Source organism: Klebsiella pneumoniae (genome assembly GCF_000742135.1).
Classification (GTDB): Bacteria; Pseudomonadota; Gammaproteobacteria; order Enterobacterales; family Enterobacteriaceae; genus Klebsiella; species Klebsiella pneumoniae.
In genome coordinates this window covers 1,502,105-1,517,275 of the sequence record NZ_KN046818.1, presented here as the reverse complement: position 1 = coordinate 1,517,275, position 15,171 = coordinate 1,502,105, and the positions used below count along the sequence as shown (strand labels likewise).

Below are 15,171 nucleotides of genomic sequence, written 5' to 3'. Positions count from 1 at the left end.
TGATCTACACTATTGATAATCTTCCATGGATAAAGGAAAGGCTAAACTGGCAAAAGGAATCCACTCACCTTGCCCTAAATCAAATAATATCAATATATTTAACTGGCTCCGGGATGGCGATTATCTCTAGAATAACGCCGCTTTATTTTTATCGTCATCCCTTATCACGATAAATAAAGACCGGCACGGTCCGCTCGTGCGCGTAAACAATTTAATTGAGGTGGTTATGTTCAGAAAATTAGCAGCCGAATGCTTCGGCACCTTCTGGCTTGTATTTGGCGGCTGCGGTAGCGCCGTGCTCGCCGCGGCTTTCCCCGAGCTGGGTATTGGTTTTGCCGGCGTCGCGCTGGCATTTGGCTTAACGGTATTAACCATGGCGTTTGCGGTCGGCCATATTTCCGGGGGGCATTTCAACCCGGCGGTCACCTTAGGCCTGTGGGCCGGCGGCCGTTTTCCGGCAAAAGAGGTCATTGGCTATATTATCGCTCAGGTGGTCGGCGGAATTATTGCCGCGGCGGTGCTGTACGTGGTTGCCAGCGGTAAAGCCGGCTTTGATGCCGCCGCCAGCGGCTTCGCCTCCAACGGCTATGGCGAACACTCCCCGGGCGGCTTCTCTATGCTGTCGGCTATCGTCATTGAAATTGTCCTGACCTGCGGCTTCCTGCTGGTTATTCATGGCGCGACCGATAAACATGCGCCGGCGGGCTTTGCCCCCATCGCCATCGGCCTGGCGCTGACCCTCATCCATTTGATCAGCATTCCAGTCACCAACACCTCGGTCAACCCGGCGCGCAGCACCGCGGTGGCAATTTTCCAGGGCGGCTGGGCGCTGCAGCAGCTGTGGCTGTTCTGGGTCATGCCAATCGTCGGCGGGATCCTCGGCGGCGTGCTGTATCGCACCCTGCTGGAAAAACGCGATTAACGCTTTTCAAAGCCCGGGTCTCCGGGCTTTTTCTTTCTGGCGACAGCTTTACTCGGCCCGGTGATTTGGGTAGTGTCATGGGCGCTATTCTCATCATGCAAGGGCTGCATCGTTCATGTTTTCGGGACTCTTTATTATTCTGTTGCCGCTGGTCGTCGGCTATTTACTGCCTCTTCGTCACTCCTCCGCGCTAAAGCTGATAAACCGCATGCTCAGCTGGATTGTCTATGTAATCCTTTTTTTTATGGGTATCAGCCTGGCGTTCCTCGACAATCTGGCCAGCAACCTGCTGGCAATATTGCATTACGCCGCGGTGAGCGTGGTTATCATTTTACTGTGTAATATCGCCGCACTGCTGTGGCTGGAAAGTAAAATGCCATGGCGCAGTCAGCATCGTCAGGAGAAATTACCCTCGCGCCTGGCCATGGCCCTGGAATCGCTGCAGCTGTGCGGTGTGGTCGTGCTCGGTTTTCTGCTCGGTCTGACCAGACTGCCTTTTTTACAGCACGCGACAGAAGCCAGCGAATATACGTTGATTTTTCTCCTGTTCCTCGTTGGTATCCAATTACGCAATAATGGAATGAGTCTGCGACAAATAGTCCTTAACCGCCGGGGAATGATCGTCGCCGTGGTGGTTACGGCCAGTTCATTACTCGGCGGGATACTTAACGCCTTTATTCTCGGTCTGCCGTTAAAGACCGGTCTGGCAATGGCCAGCGGTTTCGGCTGGTATTCGCTCTCCGGTATTTTACTCACCGAATCCTTTGGCCCGGTCATCGGTAGCGCGGCGTTCTTTAACGATCTCTGTCGCGAGCTGCTGGCCATCATGTTAATTCCGGGCCTTATTCGCCGCAGCCGCTCCACGGCGCTGGGGCTGTGCGGCGCCACCTCGATGGACTTCACCTTACCGGTACTGCAGCGTTCCGGCGGCGTCGAAATCGTCCCTGCCGCCATCGTGCACGGTTTTCTGCTTAGTTTGCTGGTCCCGATCCTGATCGCCTTTTTTACCGCCTGAGCACCCGTTGGCGGCAGCCCTCCTGCCGCCAAATTTGCGCTAAATCAATCTCCCTTTAAGTTGTCTTAGAAATACCTTTTCACCCGTTGCCGCGCGGCATAACCTTAAACATGTATATCAAATATAACTTTAAAGGTGTGACCATGTTTTGTGTGCAATGTGAACAAACCATTCGTACCCCAGCCGGCAACGGCTGCTCTTACGCGCAGGGGATGTGCGGTAAAACAGCGGAAACCTCGGACCTGCAGGATCTGCTGATTGCGTCACTGCAAGGCCTGTCCGCCTGGGCGCTTAAAGCGCGCGAATATGGCATTATCGATCATCAGGTCGACAGCTTTGCCCCCCGCGCCTTCTTCTCCACCCTGACTAACGTTAACTTCGATTCCCCGCGCATCGTCGGCTACGCCCGCCAGGCAATTGCCCTGCGTGAGGCGCTGAAAGCGCAATGCCTGGCGATCGATGCCAGCGCCGCGGTCGACAGCCCGGTCGCCGACCTGCAGCTGGTCAGCGACGATCTGGGCGACCTGCAGCGTCAGGCGGCGGACTATACCCCGAATAAAGATAAAGCCGCCATCGGCGAGAATATTCTAGGTCTGCGCCTGCTGTGCCTGTACGGTCTGAAGGGTGCGGCGGCCTATATGGAGCACGCCCACGTGCTCGGCCAGTACGACAACGCTATCTATGCCCAGTACCATAAAATCATGGCATGGCTGGGCACCTGGCCTGCAGATATGAATGCGCTGCTCGAATGTTCGATGGAAATCGGCCAGATGAACTTCAAAGTGATGAGTATCCTCGACGCCGGTGAAACGACCAAATACGGCCATCCGACGCCGACTCAGGTCAACGTTAAAGCCACCAAAGGGAAGTGCATCCTGATCTCCGGCCACGATCTGAAGGATCTGTATAACCTGCTGGAGCAGACGGAAGGCACCGGCGTCAACGTCTATACTCATGGCGAAATGCTGCCGGCTCACGGCTATCCGGAGCTGCGTAAATTCAAACATCTGATTGGCAACTACGGCAGCGGCTGGCAAAACCAGCAGGTGGAGTTCGCCCGCTTCCCGGGCCCCATCGTGATGACCTCTAACTGCATCATCGACCCGACCGTCGGCGCCTACGACGATCGCATCTGGACTCGCAGCATCGTCGGCTGGCCGGGTGTGAACCATCTGGAAGGTGAAGACTTCTCCCCGGTCATTGCCCAGGCGCAGCAGATGGCGGGCTTCCCGTACAGCGAAATCCCGCATCTGATCACCGTCGGCTTTGGCCGTCAGACCCTGCTTGGCGCGGCGGATACGCTGATCGATCTGGTCAGTCGTGAAAAACTGCGCCATATCTTCCTCGTCGGCGGCTGCGACGGCGCCCGCGGGGAGCGTAACTACTTCACCGATTTCGCCACCAGCGTGCCGGATGACTGCCTGATCCTGACCCTGGCCTGTGGTAAATACCGCTTCAACAAACTGGACTTTGGCGATATCGAAGGGCTGCCGCGCCTGGTCGACGCCGGGCAGTGTAATGACGCTTACTCGGCGATTATTCTGGCGGTCACGCTGGCGGAGAAACTGGGCTGTGGCGTCAACGATCTGCCACTGTCGCTGGTGCTCTCCTGGTTCGAACAGAAAGCGATCGTCATCCTGCTGACGCTGCTGTCGCTGGGTGTGAAAAACATCGTCACCGGTCCGACGGCGCCTGGTTTCTTCACCCCGGATCTGCTGGCGGTCCTCAATGAGAAGTTTGGTCTGCGTTCCGTGACCACCGTGGAACAAGATATGCAGCAGCTGCTGAGCGCTTAAGGAGTCCCTGATGACTATGCCAACCTCCCAGTGCCCGTGGCGGATGCAGGTTCACCACATTCACCAGGAAACCCCGGACGTGTGGACCCTTTCGCTGCTGTGCCACGATTACTATCCGTACCGCGCTGGCCAGTACGCTCTGGTTAGCGTGCGTAACTCGGCGGAAACGCTGCGCGCCTATACCCTCTCCTCGACGCCGGGGGTCAGCGAATACATTACGCTGACCGTTCGCCGTATTGACGAGGGTACGGGTTCGCAGTGGTTGACCCGCGAGGTCAAACGCGGCGATTACCTTTGGCTGTCCGATGCGATGGGCGAGTTTACCTGCGACGATAAAGCGGAAGATAAATTCCTGCTGCTGGCCGCCGGTTGCGGCGTGACACCGATCATGGCGATGCGCCGCTGGCTGGCTAAGCATCGACCGCAGGCCGACGTACAGGTGATTTATAACGTGCGTTCGCCGGAAGATGTAATCTTTGCCGAAGAGTGGCGCAACTACCCGGTCACCCTGGTAGCGGAGCACAACGCGACGCACGGTTTTGTCGCCGGCCGTCTGACCCGGGAGCTGCTGCAGAGCGTGCCGGATTTAGCCAGCCGCACCGTGATGACCTGCGGCCCGGCGCCTTATATGGAGAAGGTCGAGCAGGATGTTGCCGCCCTGGGCGTCACCCGCTTCTTTAAGGAAAAATTCTTCACCCCGGTGGCTGAGGCCGCCACCAGCGGGCTGAAATTTACTAAACTGCAGCCGGCGCGCGAGTTTTACGCGCCGGTGGGCACTACGCTGCTCGACGCGCTGGAGAGCAATAAAGTGCCGGTGACCGTCGCCTGCCGCGCCGGCGTCTGCGGCTGCTGCAAAACCAAAGTGGTTTCCGGGAAGTACAGCGTCACCAGCACCATGACGCTGACCGACGCCGAAATCGCCGACGGCTATGTGCTGGCCTGCTCCTGTCATCCGCAGAGCGATCTGGTTCTCGCCTGAGGTCAAAATCCCCGGTGGCGCTACCGCTTACCGGGGCTACAGCGCTGTGCGATTTGGTAGCCCGGAGAAGGCGCAATGCGCCGCCTCCGGGAAAATCCCTGGCGACAATAAACGCTCAGGCGACATGAGATAAACGCTTTCCCGGACTGAAAAAATTGCAAATCGCCAACAGTATCGACTTTACGCCCCAGGACGAATGAGGCATTTTTACCGCCAGGCCGACTGACCGGCCAGCGAATAACGCCCCGCGCCGAGTAGCGCAATCGCCAGTGCGCCAACAAAGAAATAGACCAGATTCTCAATGGCCCACGCTCCCACCGCATCAAGCGCAAACGTCTTATCTAAGCCGACCATCAGCCACGCCACCACCATGGTGAACGCCAGCACCAACGCCGCCGGGCGGGTCAGGACGCCGAGAATTAACAAGCAGGGAGCGACCCCTTCCCCCACCAGCACACCGTAGGCGATAAACCCGGGCAATCCCTGCGCCGCCAGCATCCCGCTAATGCCATCCACACCATCTATCAGCTTATGGATTCCATGGAAAAGCATTAAGCCGCCGACGGCAAGTCGTAACAAGAGTTTACCGGCGTCATCATGCGACAGCCTGCGATTTACTGTGTTTAACAATCCTTTAACCATTTGATGTGCATCCTGTTTTGCATCCTGTGTACTTCCAGAGTATGCGCAGCCGGAGAGGAATAAAACCAGCAAAAAATCAGGGGTAATCGGTTACATTGCGGTTAGTTTCATCTAAGCTTGAAGGCGTTATCAAAAAAAGGAGATGGAGATCATGAAACAGACCGTGGCGGCATACATTGCCAAAACGCTGGAACAGGCCGGCGTGAAACGTATCTGGGGCGTCACCGGAGATTCCCTCAATGGATTGAGCGATAGCCTTAACCGCATGGGCACCATCGACTGGATGCCCACCCGGCACGAAGAGGTCGCCGCTTTCGCCGCTGGCGCGGAAGCGCAGCTGACCGGCGAGCTGGCGGTCTGCGCCGGCTCCTGCGGACCGGGCAACCTGCATCTGATTAACGGTTTGTTTGACTGTCATCGCAACCATGTCCCGGTGCTGGCCATCGCCGCCCACATCCCATCCAGCGAAATCGGCAGCGGCTATTTTCAGGAAACCCATCCTCAGGAGCTGTTCCGCGAGTGCAGCCATTACTGCGAACTGGTCTCCACGCCGGAGCAGATCCCGCAGGTGCTGGCAGTGGCGATGCGTAAGGCAGTGATTAACCGCGGCGTCTCGGTGGTGGTGCTACCCGGCGATGTGGCGCTGAAGGCCGCCCCGGAAAGCGCCAGCAGCCACTGGTATCATGCGCCGCTGCCGACGGTCACCCCGGCGGAAGAAGAGCTGCGCAAGCTGGCGCAGCTTATTCGCTACTCCAGCAATATCGCGCTCATGTGCGGCAGCGGTTGCGCCGGCGCCCACCAGGAACTGGTGGAGTTCGCAGCCAAAATTAAAGCCCCCATCGTCCACGCCCTGCGCGGCAAAGAGCACGTGGAGTACGACAACCCGTACGATGTGGGCATGACCGGGCTGATTGGCTTCTCTTCTGGCTTCCACACCATGATGAACGCCGATACCCTGATCCTGCTGGGCACCCAGTTCCCCTATCGCGCCTTCTACCCAACTGACGCGAAAATTATCCAGATCGACATCAACCCCGGCAGCATCGGCGCACACAGTAAGGTCGACATGGCGCTGGTGGGCGATATTAAATCGACGCTGAAGGCGCTGCTGCCGCTGCTGGAAGAGAAAACCGATCGCCACTTCCTCGATAAGGCGCTGGAGCACTATCGCGACGCGCGAAAAGGGCTCGACGATCTGGCTAAACCCAGCGATAAAGCCATTCACCCGCAATATCTGGCGCAGCAGATCAGTCATTTTGCCGATGAAGATGCCATTTTCACCTGTGATGTCGGCACCCCGACCGTCTGGGCGGCACGCTATCTCAAAATGAATGGTAAACGCCGCCTGCTGGGCTCGTTCAACCACGGCTCAATGGCCAACGCCATGCCGCAGGCCATCGGCGCCAAGGCCACTGCGCCGGAGCGGCAGGTAGTGGCCATGTGCGGCGACGGCGGGTTCAGCATGCTGATGGGCGATTTTCTGTCGCTGGCGCAGATGAAGCTGCCGGTGAAGATTGTCATCTTTAACAACAGCGTGCTGGGCTTCGTGGCGATGGAAATGAAGGCCGGGGGCTATCTCACCGACGGTACGGAGCTCCACGATACCAACTTCGCCCGCATCGCCGAGGCCTGTGGTATCAAAGGTATACGCGTTGAAAAAGCCTCCGAGGTGGATGAAGCGCTGCAGACCGCCTTCCGCACCGACGGTCCGGTGCTGGTCGACGTCGTCGTCGCCAAAGAGGAACTGGCGATCCCGCCGCAGATCAAGCTGGAGCAGGCCAAAGGCTTTAGCCTGTATATGCTGCGGGCGATCATCAGCGGGCGCGGCGATGAGGTCATCGAACTGGCGAAAACCAACTGGCTCAGGTAAAACAGAAGCAATACGTTGAACCAGACCAAGGAAAAGCCGTGATCGATTTACGCAGTGATACCGTTACCCGTCCCGGGCGCGCCATGCTGGAGGCCATGATGGCCGCCCCGGTCGGGGACGATGTGTATGGCGACGACCCTACCGTCAATGAACTGCAGCGCTATGCCGCCGACCTGGCCGGCAAAGAAGCGGCGCTATTTCTACCCACCGGCACCCAGGCCAATCTCGTTGGCCTGCTCAGCCATTGCCAGCGCGGCGAAGAGTATATCGTCGGCCAGGGGGCGCATAACTATCTGTACGAAGCCGGCGGCGCGGCGGTCCTCGGCAGTATTCAGCCGCAGCCGATCGACGCCGCGGCGGATGGTTCGCTGCCGCTGGATAAAGTGGCGGCGAAAATCAAACCCGACGATATCCATTTTGCCCCCACCCGCCTGCTGAGCCTGGAAAACACCCATAACGGTAAGGTGCTGCCGCGCGACTATCTGCAGGAAGCCTGGGCGTTTACCCGCCAGCGCAATCTGGCGCTGCACGTCGACGGCGCGCGCATCTTTAACGCCGTGGTGGCCTACGGCTGCGAGTTACGCGATATCGCCCAATACTGCGACTCCTTCACCATCTGCCTGTCAAAGGGGCTTGGCGCTCCGGTAGGCTCGCTGCTGCTCGGCAGCGAGGCGTACATTCGCCGCGCCGTCCGCTGGCGGAAAATGGTCGGTGGCGGGATGCGCCAGGCGGGCATCCTGGCCGCCGCCGGGCTGTACGCGCTGAAAAATAACGTGCAGCGCCTGCAGGAGGATCATGACAACGCCGCGTGGATGGCGGAGCAGCTGCGCGCTATCGGCGCCGACGTCACCCGTAACGATACCAACATGCTGTTCGTTCGCGTCGGCGAAGAGCAGGCCCCGGCGCTCGGCAAGTTTATGCAGGCGCAGGGGGTATTGATTAACGCCTCGCCTGTTGTCCGTCTGGTCACTCACCTGGATGTCAACCGTCAGCAGCTGAGCGAGGTGGTCGCCCACTGGCAGGCTTTTTTACAACGCTAAGGAGTCAGGCGTGTCGCAATCAGTTCTGGTGCTCGGCGCCAGCGGCTATATTGGCCAGCATTTAGTGCGCGCATTAAGCGCGCGGGGCTATCCAGTGCTGGCGGCGGCACGCCATATCGACCGATTGCAAAAACTCGCTTTGCCCGGCGTTACCTGCCGGTCAGTCGATCTCAATCAACCGCAGGACCTGCCTGCGCTACTCACCGGTATCGATACCCTTTATTATCTGGTCCACGGCATGGGCGAAGGCGGTGATTTTATCGCCCATGAGCGGCGGGTGGCGACGTATGTGCGCGATGCCCTGCGTCAGTCATCAGTGCGCCAGGTGATATTTCTCAGTTCGCTGCAGGCCCCGGCGCAGGAGCAGTCCGACCATCTGCGCGCTCGTCAGATTACCGGCGATCTCCTGCGTGAGTCGGGCGTGCCGGTGACCGAGCTGCGGGCCGGGATTATCGTCGGCGCCGGCTCCGCCGCCTTCGAGGTGATGCGCGACATGGTTTATAACCTGCCGGTGCTAACCCCTCCGCGCTGGGTACGTTCGCGTACCACCCCTGTCGCGCTGGAAAACCTGCTCGTTGACCTGGTTGAGCTGCTGAATCATCCCTCCGACATGCACCGCGTCTTCGAAGCCGCCGGTCCGGAGGTGTTAAGCTATCAGCAGCAGTTCATTCGCTTTATGGCCGTCAGCGGTAAACATCGCCCGCTCATTCCCATTCCCCTGCCGACGCGCTGGATCTCGGTGTGGTTCCTCAATGTCATCACCTCGGTGCCGCCGACCATCGCCAAGGCGCTGATTCAGGGGCTGAAGCACGATCTAATCGCTGACGATCGGGCGCTGCGGGCGTTGATCCCGCAAACGCTGATCCCCTTCGATCAGGCGGTTCGCCGCACGCTGAAAGAAGAAGAGCAGTTAGTAAACTCCAGCGACTGGGGCTACGACGATCAGGCTTTCGCCCGCTGGCGACCGGAGTACGGCTACTATCCGAAGCAGGCAGGTTGCACCGTCGTCACTCAGGCAAGCCGCCAGGCCCTGTGGCAGGTCGTTAACCAAATCGGCGGTGAAGAGGGGTATTTTTTCGGCAATCTGCTGTGGAAAACCCGCGGCGCGATGGATCTGCTGGTCGGCCACCGGCTGGCCAAAGGGCGGCCGCAGCGCGCTTATCTGCAAACCGGCGATACGGTCGACAGCTGGAAGGTAATTATCGTGGAGGAAGAAAAACAGCTCACCCTGCTATTCGGTATGAAAGCGCCCGGGCTGGGCCGATTAAGCTTTACCATTAACGATAAAGGCGATCGTCGTGAACTGGACGTGCGCGCCTGGTGGCACCCGCACGGTATGCCAGGCCTGATCTACTGGCTGCTGATGATCCCGGCGCACCTGTTTATTTTCCGCGGTATGGCGCAACGCATCGCCCGGCTGGCCGAACAAATCTCAGGCAGAGTCGAAGGATAAGCGTTATTCTTTCATGATTCTCATTGCATAGTCGGGAGAATCACGGAAAAATGCGCACGAAATTCTTTTCTGGGACAGTAGAGTGATATGAAGGTACTGGTTACCGGTGCGACCAGCGGATTAGGCCGCAACGCAGTGGAATATCTGCGCAACAAGGGCATCAGCGTGCGAGCGACCGGGCGCAACGAAGCGATGGGCAAGCTTCTGAGCAAAATGGGGGCGGAATTCATCCCGGCAGATTTAACCGAGCTGGTCTCTTCGCAGGCTAAAGTGATGCTCGCCGGTATCGATACCCTATGGCACTGCTCCAGCTTTACCTCGCCATGGGGCACTCAGCAGGCTTTCGATCTCGCTAACGTCCGCGCCACCCGTCGTCTGGGCGAATGGTCAGTGGCATGGGGAGTGCGCAATTTCGTCCATATCTCTTCGCCATCGCTCTATTTTGATTATCACCATCATCGTGATATCCAAGAAGATTTCCGTCCACACCGCTTCGCCAACGAGTTTGCCCGCAGCAAGGCGGCCAGCGAGGAGGTGATCAACCTGCTGGCGCAGGCCAACCCGCATACCCGTTTTACCATTCTGCGGCCGCAGAGCCTGTTTGGGCCGCACGACAAAGTCTTTATCCCCCGGCTGGCGCAAATGATGCAGCATTATGGCAGCGTCCTGCTCCCGCGCGGCGGCAGCGCGCTGGTCGACATGACCTATTATGAAAACGCCGTACATGCGATGTGGCTGGCGAGCCAGCCGGCCTGCGATCATCTTCCCTCCGCCCGCGCGTGGAATATCAGCAACGGCGAACCGCGCACCTTGCGGAGCATCGTGCAGAAATTGATCGACGAGCTCGGTATCAAATGCCGGATCCGCTCAGTTCCCTATCCGATGCTGGATATTATCGCCCGCAGCATGGAGCGCTTTGGCGATAAAACCGCCAAAGAACCCGCGTTTACCCACTACGGCGTCTCCAAGCTTAACTTTGATTTTACGCTCGATATCACCCGCGCGCAGGACGAGCTGGGCTATCAGCCGGTGGTGACGCTTGACGACGGCATCGTGCGCACCGCCGCCTGGCTTCGCGACCACGGTAAACTACACCGCTAACCCTGGCCATATTTTTCTAACAGCGCCTCGGCTATCGCTTCGGTTTGCGCATCCGCTACCCCATCCCAGCGCTGCGGACGGAAGTGCATCTGGAAGGCGATAATCACCCGCTTCTTCTGCGCGGGGGTCATCTCCGGCGTCACCTGATAGCCATAGCGCGAGAGCAAATCCAGTACGATTTCGGGGTCCACTGGCTCGCTGGCCGGCCGCCCGTTCAGATAAAAGGCCACCCGCTGCTCGTCAGGCCAGGCGCCGATCCCCTGCTGCGCCAGCTGTTGCCAGGGGAATAACGGCCCCGGATCGTCTTTGCGCTGCGGGGCGATATCCGCATGGGCGACCACATTCTGCGGCGCGATGTGGTAGCGGGCGATGATATCGCGCGCCAGCGGGATCAGAGCCGCAATCTGTTCCGGATGAAAGGGGGTAAAACTTTTGACGCCCGCCGTCTTCTGCCAGCCGCGGTTCTCCAGCTCAATGCCAATGGAGGTATCGTTAATGCGCGTACTGCCGCGCCAGTAGCTTACCCCGGCGTGCCAGGCTAAATCCTCTTCCGGCACCAGCTGCCAGATCCGCGGTTTATGCTGATAACGCGGGGGCTGTTCAGGAATTAAATAGTGGGAGCTGACCTCTTTATCGGTCAACGTGGCCAGCGAGACATCAAAATTGTCAGCCGTATAGTGGATCACTAACACCTTTATTCGCGGATAGGCAGCCTGCGCCGGATGACGGGTGTCCAGCTGGTATCCGTCGCGATCGATAATGCCCTTTTCCCCAGCGCAGCCGGTCAGCAGCAGCGCCAGCAGCACGATCCGCATCATCCGTTTCATCCCTTCTCCCTTGCCCGGCAGCGTCTCCGGGTTAATAAGACCATTGATTACGTCCTTTATTTTTCGCCTGATACAGCGCACTGTCCGCCCGGGCGATCAGCGTCTCTATCGGGACCGTGCCATCGGAGGCGACGATCCCGATACTCACGGTGACCTCCGACGCCACCGCCGAAGCGGCGTGCGGTAGGCCTGCCTCGCGGATCTTCTGCTGAATGCGCTCGGCAATAGCGGTGGCATGCGCTAAGGACACCCCGGGCAACACGACGACAAACTCTTCGCCGCCGTAGCGAGCCACCAGATCGCCCTCCGCCCGGACCGCCATTTTAAGCACCTGCGCGACAGAAGATAAGCACTCATCACCAGCCTGATGGCCATAGCGATCGTTATAGCGCTTAAAATAATCGACATCGATCATCATCAGCGCCAGCGGCGTTTTTTGCTGCCAGATCGCCGCCAGGTAAGCATTGAGCGCCCGACGGTTAGCGGTTCCGGTTAAGGCATCCTGGTTGGCGATACTTTCCAGCCGCTGAATAAGCTGCATATTCTCCTGGTGGGTATCCCAGGCTTCGTCATACCAGCGCTGCAAAATACGTCGGCCATACAGCAAAATCGCGGTAAAAATGGCCCAGAGGATCAAAAAGCGGATCTCGGTGTGATAGTGGAGCTGTATTCCCGCCAGCAAGGCGGTCACCCACAGCGGCAGCATAAAAGCGGTTATGCCGGGCCAATGGTGATACAGCGCGGTGAGGCCGGTAGTCATTAATATCACCAGCAGCGGCCAGGCAAAGGGCAAGGTCCAGAAAAAAATAAAACAATAATTACTCAGGGACCAGCACAGACTGAGCGCCAGCAGCAGCCCGGTGATGATATTCAACGTATATCGTCCCTGCGCCAGTCGCGGCGTGAGGGCAATAATCACTAAAATGGCCGAAATGATAATAACCGCAATCAACGCCGATTCGATATAAGGAATAACCGCCCGGTGCGTCAGTAGCCTCTTATCAAAATAGGTAAAGATCAAATTGCGGAAGAAAATCATTAACGCAAAAGCGATATTGACAAAGGCCAGCCAGGGCATACTCATGGACAGCGCATGGCGCTGGACATTATCTCTGGTGGCCCACAACGCGGCTCGCTGCTGCCGGGCGCGCTCTCGCTTATTTGTTAACATCTTAACTCCCTGGTGACCTGCATGACCATGGGCGCAGCCCCTGCTTTTCTATATGATAAACCATGTTACCGGGAATGTCTGTCAGCGCCCTATCCCCTCAGCTCCGGCCTCTCAGGGTGATTTTCAGCTAACGACCGAAGAAAATAGCCTGGTCCGCTCCCGATGGGTAACCGGCTCAAAAAACAAGCATCAGCACTGCGAAATACGTCATCTTTTCGCTAAAAAGCGTTAACTAACCGTCATTAAATTGCAGCATTTTGCTTACAAAAAGCAGTGTGAGTTCAATCTGAATCATTCATTGGTGAATGCAAACAAGAGCATGATGATAGCGAGATAAACAATAGGGGCTAAGAATATTAAATATGCAGCTTTAGTGGCAGGTACAGCATTGTTTTAAGCGGCCAATGCCGTCTTCGCAGAAATTTTAACAAAACAGCTTTTGATAAAGTCCATACGCAATATACCAAAATCGGCGCCATTTCCTCTACTGGTCAAACCGCATCCAACGATGCCCGTGAAGAGCTGATTAAAAAAACAAATGAACAAGGGGGGCGTCATTGTCCCCTCCTCCGGTAATACGGATAAAAAAATGCACGTCGCCACTCGCATCTATAATAAGAAATAATTACCCTTATCTTTCAAGAGCCATTTCCCTATTTTACGGGGTAATATTTCTTGTTCACGGGAAAATTAAGTTTATTTTTATACTGCCCTGCCTTTTAGCGCCTGACGGAATTCTGTCATCCCCGTGCCGATTTCCCGCCCTAAGGCTGTAGCCACATCAAGGTCTTAGCTCTTTGCGTCAAGTACAATCCGCACGCTATACGCTATGCTTTAACGGAAACTGAAAACGTAGTTCGCTTATAAGGAAATCATCATGCGCTACAAACTTTTTGCTGTACTTCTCCCTTGCGCGCTGGCGCTCAGCGCCTGTACGACCGTCACCCCGGCCTATAAAGATAATGGCACCCGCAGCGGCCCCTGCGTCGAAGGCGGCCCTGACGACGTAGCGCAAAAATTCTACGACACCCAGATCCAGAATCGTACTCAGGATCCGGCGGCGCTGCGCCCCTATCTGAGCGACGGCCTGGCGCAGTTACTCAATGACGCCCGCCAGGATCCCGCCAACAGCAAATTACTGCAGGCTAATCCGTTCTCCAGCAGCAGCACCCCGGCAGACAGCGCCGTGGTCGCCAGCGCCTCCACCATCCCGAACCGCGATGCGCGCAATATTCCGCTGCGCGTCGATCTGAAACAGGGCACCCAGAGCTGGAAAGATGAAGTGCTGATGATCCAGGAAGGCCAGTGCTGGGCCGTCGATGACGTTCGCTATCTCGGCAACAACAGCCATGCGCCAGCCGGGACGCTGCGACAGAGTCTGGAGAAACGCTGATTCCGGAGTTGAAGCGACGCCGCTGAAACGATAACCCCGGTAAAATGTCGGTATTCGCCCCAGGAATGCCGACATTTGCGCCCCCCTCACCCACCAGGCCATATTTTGTGCTAACTTTAAAGCTAAACGTGGTTTAGATTTAACTTTTAACGCATAAATATTGCATAACTATTCTGCCAAAGGTAGTATTTGCGGCCTCAATAGCTATTCGTATCAGACTGCCCAGATGAGTATTAAACTAAACGGCATTAATTGCTTCTACGGCGCACACCAGGCGCTGTTCGACATCACGCTGGATTGCCCGCAGGGGGAAACGCTGGTGCTGCTCGGCCCCAGCGGTGCCGGGAAGAGCTCGCTGCTGCGCGTACTCAACCTGCTGGAGATGCCGCGGTCCGGTTCGTTATCCATCGCCGGCAACCAATTCGACTTCACCAGAGCGCCGTCCGATAAAGCAATTCGCGAACTGCGTCAGAACGTCGGCATGGTCTTCCAGCAATACAACCTGTGGCCGCACCTGACGGTACAGCAGAACCTGATCGAGGCCCCCTGTCGCGTACTGGGGTTAAGCAAGGATCAGGCGCTGGCTCGCGCAGAGAAGCTGCTGGAGCGCCTGCGTCTGAAGCCGTACAGCGATCGTTACCCGCTGCATTTATCCGGCGGCCAACAACAGCGGGTGGCCATCGCCCGCGCGCTGATGATGGAGCCGCAGGTTCTGCTGTTCGATGAGCCTACCGCGGCGCTCGACCCGGAAATCACTGCCCAGATCGTCAGCATCATCCGCGAGCTGGCTGAAACCGGCATTACCCAGGTTATCGTCACCCACGAAGTTGAAGTGGCGCGCAAGACGGCCAGCCGGGTGGTGTATATGGAAAATGGCCATATCGTCGAGCAAGGGGATGCCTCCTGCTTCACGCATCCGCAAACTGACGCGTTTAAAAACTATCTTTCACATTGATGTTTTT

The 15,171-nt window shown here is 57.4% G+C and carries 13 protein-coding genes; 10 read left to right on the top strand and 3 right to left on the bottom strand.

Annotation, left to right across the window (positions count from 1 at the left end; genetic code table 11):
* The first annotated feature begins 226 nt into the window (after positions 1 to 226).
* The 4 genes from aqpZ (at position 227) to hcr (ending at position 4,712) form a co-directional block, all read left to right on the top strand.
* Positions 227 to 922 (top strand): aquaporin Z, encoded by a 696-nt coding sequence (gene aqpZ / locus DR88_RS17930; RefSeq protein ID WP_002896434.1) that lies wholly within the window; start codon positions 227 to 229, stop codon positions 920 to 922.
* Positions 923 to 1,037: 115 nt separating this feature from the next.
* The gene (locus tag DR88_RS17935) at positions 1,038 to 1,937 is read left to right on the top strand and encodes a LysO family transporter (protein WP_004147773.1); all 900 of its coding nucleotides are present in this window, start codon (positions 1,038 to 1,040) and stop codon (positions 1,935 to 1,937) included.
* Between the two features lie 143 nt (positions 1,938 to 2,080).
* Positions 2,081 to 3,733: a hydroxylamine reductase gene (gene hcp, locus DR88_RS17940; RefSeq protein ID WP_025860922.1), complete on the top strand. Its 1,653-nt coding sequence runs from the start codon at positions 2,081 to 2,083 to the stop codon at positions 3,731 to 3,733.
* Positions 3,734 to 3,743: 10 nt separating this feature from the next.
* Positions 3,744 to 4,712 (top strand): NADH oxidoreductase, encoded by a 969-nt coding sequence (hcr, locus tag DR88_RS17945; RefSeq protein ID WP_004147771.1) that lies wholly within the window; start codon positions 3,744 to 3,746, stop codon positions 4,710 to 4,712.
* Between the two features lie 207 nt (positions 4,713 to 4,919).
* On the opposite strand, the gene DR88_RS17950 is transcribed toward hcr, so the two are convergent.
* Positions 4,920 to 5,354 carry a DoxX family protein gene (locus tag DR88_RS17950; protein WP_025860920.1) on the bottom strand — a complete coding sequence of 145 codons (435 nt, stop codon included), beginning with the start codon at positions 5,352 to 5,354 and terminating at the stop codon, positions 4,920 to 4,922.
* Positions 5,355 to 5,505: 151 nt separating this feature from the next.
* Between DR88_RS17950 and poxB the strand changes: the two genes are divergently transcribed.
* From poxB to DR88_RS17970, 4 genes are all read left to right on the top strand, one after another.
* Positions 5,506 to 7,224 (top strand): ubiquinone-dependent pyruvate dehydrogenase, encoded by a 1,719-nt coding sequence (gene poxB, locus DR88_RS17955; RefSeq protein WP_004176700.1) that lies wholly within the window; start codon positions 5,506 to 5,508, stop codon positions 7,222 to 7,224.
* Positions 7,225 to 7,262: 38 nt separating this feature from the next.
* Positions 7,263 to 8,264 (top strand): low-specificity L-threonine aldolase, encoded by a 1,002-nt coding sequence (gene ltaE, locus DR88_RS17960; protein WP_002896404.1) that lies wholly within the window; start codon positions 7,263 to 7,265, stop codon positions 8,262 to 8,264.
* Positions 8,265 to 8,274: 10 nt separating this feature from the next.
* Entirely contained in the window at positions 8,275 to 9,717 is a 1,443-nt protein-coding gene (locus DR88_RS17965; RefSeq protein WP_004147769.1) for an SDR family oxidoreductase, read from the top strand.
* An 87-nt stretch (positions 9,718 to 9,804) separates the two neighbouring features.
* A complete protein-coding gene (locus tag DR88_RS17970; RefSeq protein WP_002896399.1) occupies positions 9,805 to 10,818 on the top strand; it encodes a 3-beta-hydroxysteroid dehydrogenase in 1,014 nt (337 codons plus the stop codon).
* Here the strand turns inward: DR88_RS17970 and DR88_RS17975 are convergent.
* Together DR88_RS17975 and DR88_RS17980 are read right to left on the bottom strand one after the other, a co-directional pair.
* Positions 10,815 to 11,645 (bottom strand): N-acetylmuramoyl-L-alanine amidase, encoded by an 831-nt coding sequence (locus DR88_RS17975; protein WP_004209681.1) that lies wholly within the window; start codon positions 11,643 to 11,645, stop codon positions 10,815 to 10,817. The genes DR88_RS17970 and DR88_RS17975 overlap by 4 nt on opposite strands.
* Positions 11,646 to 11,676: 31 nt before the next feature.
* Positions 11,677 to 12,816: a GGDEF domain-containing protein gene (locus DR88_RS17980; protein ID WP_004147768.1), complete on the bottom strand. Its 1,140-nt coding sequence runs from the start codon at positions 12,814 to 12,816 to the stop codon at positions 11,677 to 11,679.
* An 877-nt stretch (positions 12,817 to 13,693) separates the two neighbouring features.
* Between DR88_RS17980 and DR88_RS17985 the strand changes: the two genes are divergently transcribed.
* A complete protein-coding gene (locus DR88_RS17985; RefSeq protein WP_002896394.1) occupies positions 13,694 to 14,209 on the top strand; it encodes a lipoprotein in 516 nt (171 codons plus the stop codon).
* A gap of 226 nt (positions 14,210 to 14,435) precedes the next feature.
* Positions 14,436 to 15,164, top strand: a complete 729-nt coding sequence (artP, locus tag DR88_RS17990; RefSeq protein WP_002896392.1) for an arginine ABC transporter ATP-binding protein ArtP — start codon at positions 14,436 to 14,438, stop codon at positions 15,162 to 15,164.
* Positions 15,165 to 15,171: the final 7 nt, after the last annotated feature.

Excerpts from the sequence above, each read along its gene's own strand:
- DR88_RS17975 (WP_004209681.1), bottom strand. The coding sequence starts at position 11,645 with ATGAAACGGATGATGCGGATCGTGCTGCTGGCGCTGCTGCTGACCGGC.
- hcp (WP_025860922.1), top strand. The coding sequence starts at position 2,081 with ATGTTTTGTGTGCAATGTGAACAAACCATTCGTACCCCAGCCGGCAAC.
- poxB (WP_004176700.1), top strand. The coding sequence starts at position 5,506 with ATGAAACAGACCGTGGCGGCATACATTGCCAAAACGCTGGAACAGGCC.
- DR88_RS17950 (WP_025860920.1), bottom strand. The coding sequence starts at position 5,354 with ATGGTTAAAGGATTGTTAAACACAGTAAATCGCAGGCTGTCGCATGAT.
- DR88_RS17980 (WP_004147768.1), bottom strand. The coding sequence starts at position 12,816 with ATGTTAACAAATAAGCGAGAGCGCGCCCGGCAGCAGCGAGCCGCGTTG.
- aqpZ (WP_002896434.1), top strand. The coding sequence starts at position 227 with ATGTTCAGAAAATTAGCAGCCGAATGCTTCGGCACCTTCTGGCTTGTA.
- DR88_RS17935 (WP_004147773.1), top strand. The coding sequence starts at position 1,038 with ATGTTTTCGGGACTCTTTATTATTCTGTTGCCGCTGGTCGTCGGCTAT.
- artP (WP_002896392.1), top strand. The coding sequence starts at position 14,436 with ATGAGTATTAAACTAAACGGCATTAATTGCTTCTACGGCGCACACCAG.
- hcr (WP_004147771.1), top strand. The coding sequence starts at position 3,744 with ATGACTATGCCAACCTCCCAGTGCCCGTGGCGGATGCAGGTTCACCAC.
- DR88_RS17985 (WP_002896394.1), top strand. The coding sequence starts at position 13,694 with ATGCGCTACAAACTTTTTGCTGTACTTCTCCCTTGCGCGCTGGCGCTC.
- DR88_RS17970 (WP_002896399.1), top strand. The coding sequence starts at position 9,805 with ATGAAGGTACTGGTTACCGGTGCGACCAGCGGATTAGGCCGCAACGCA.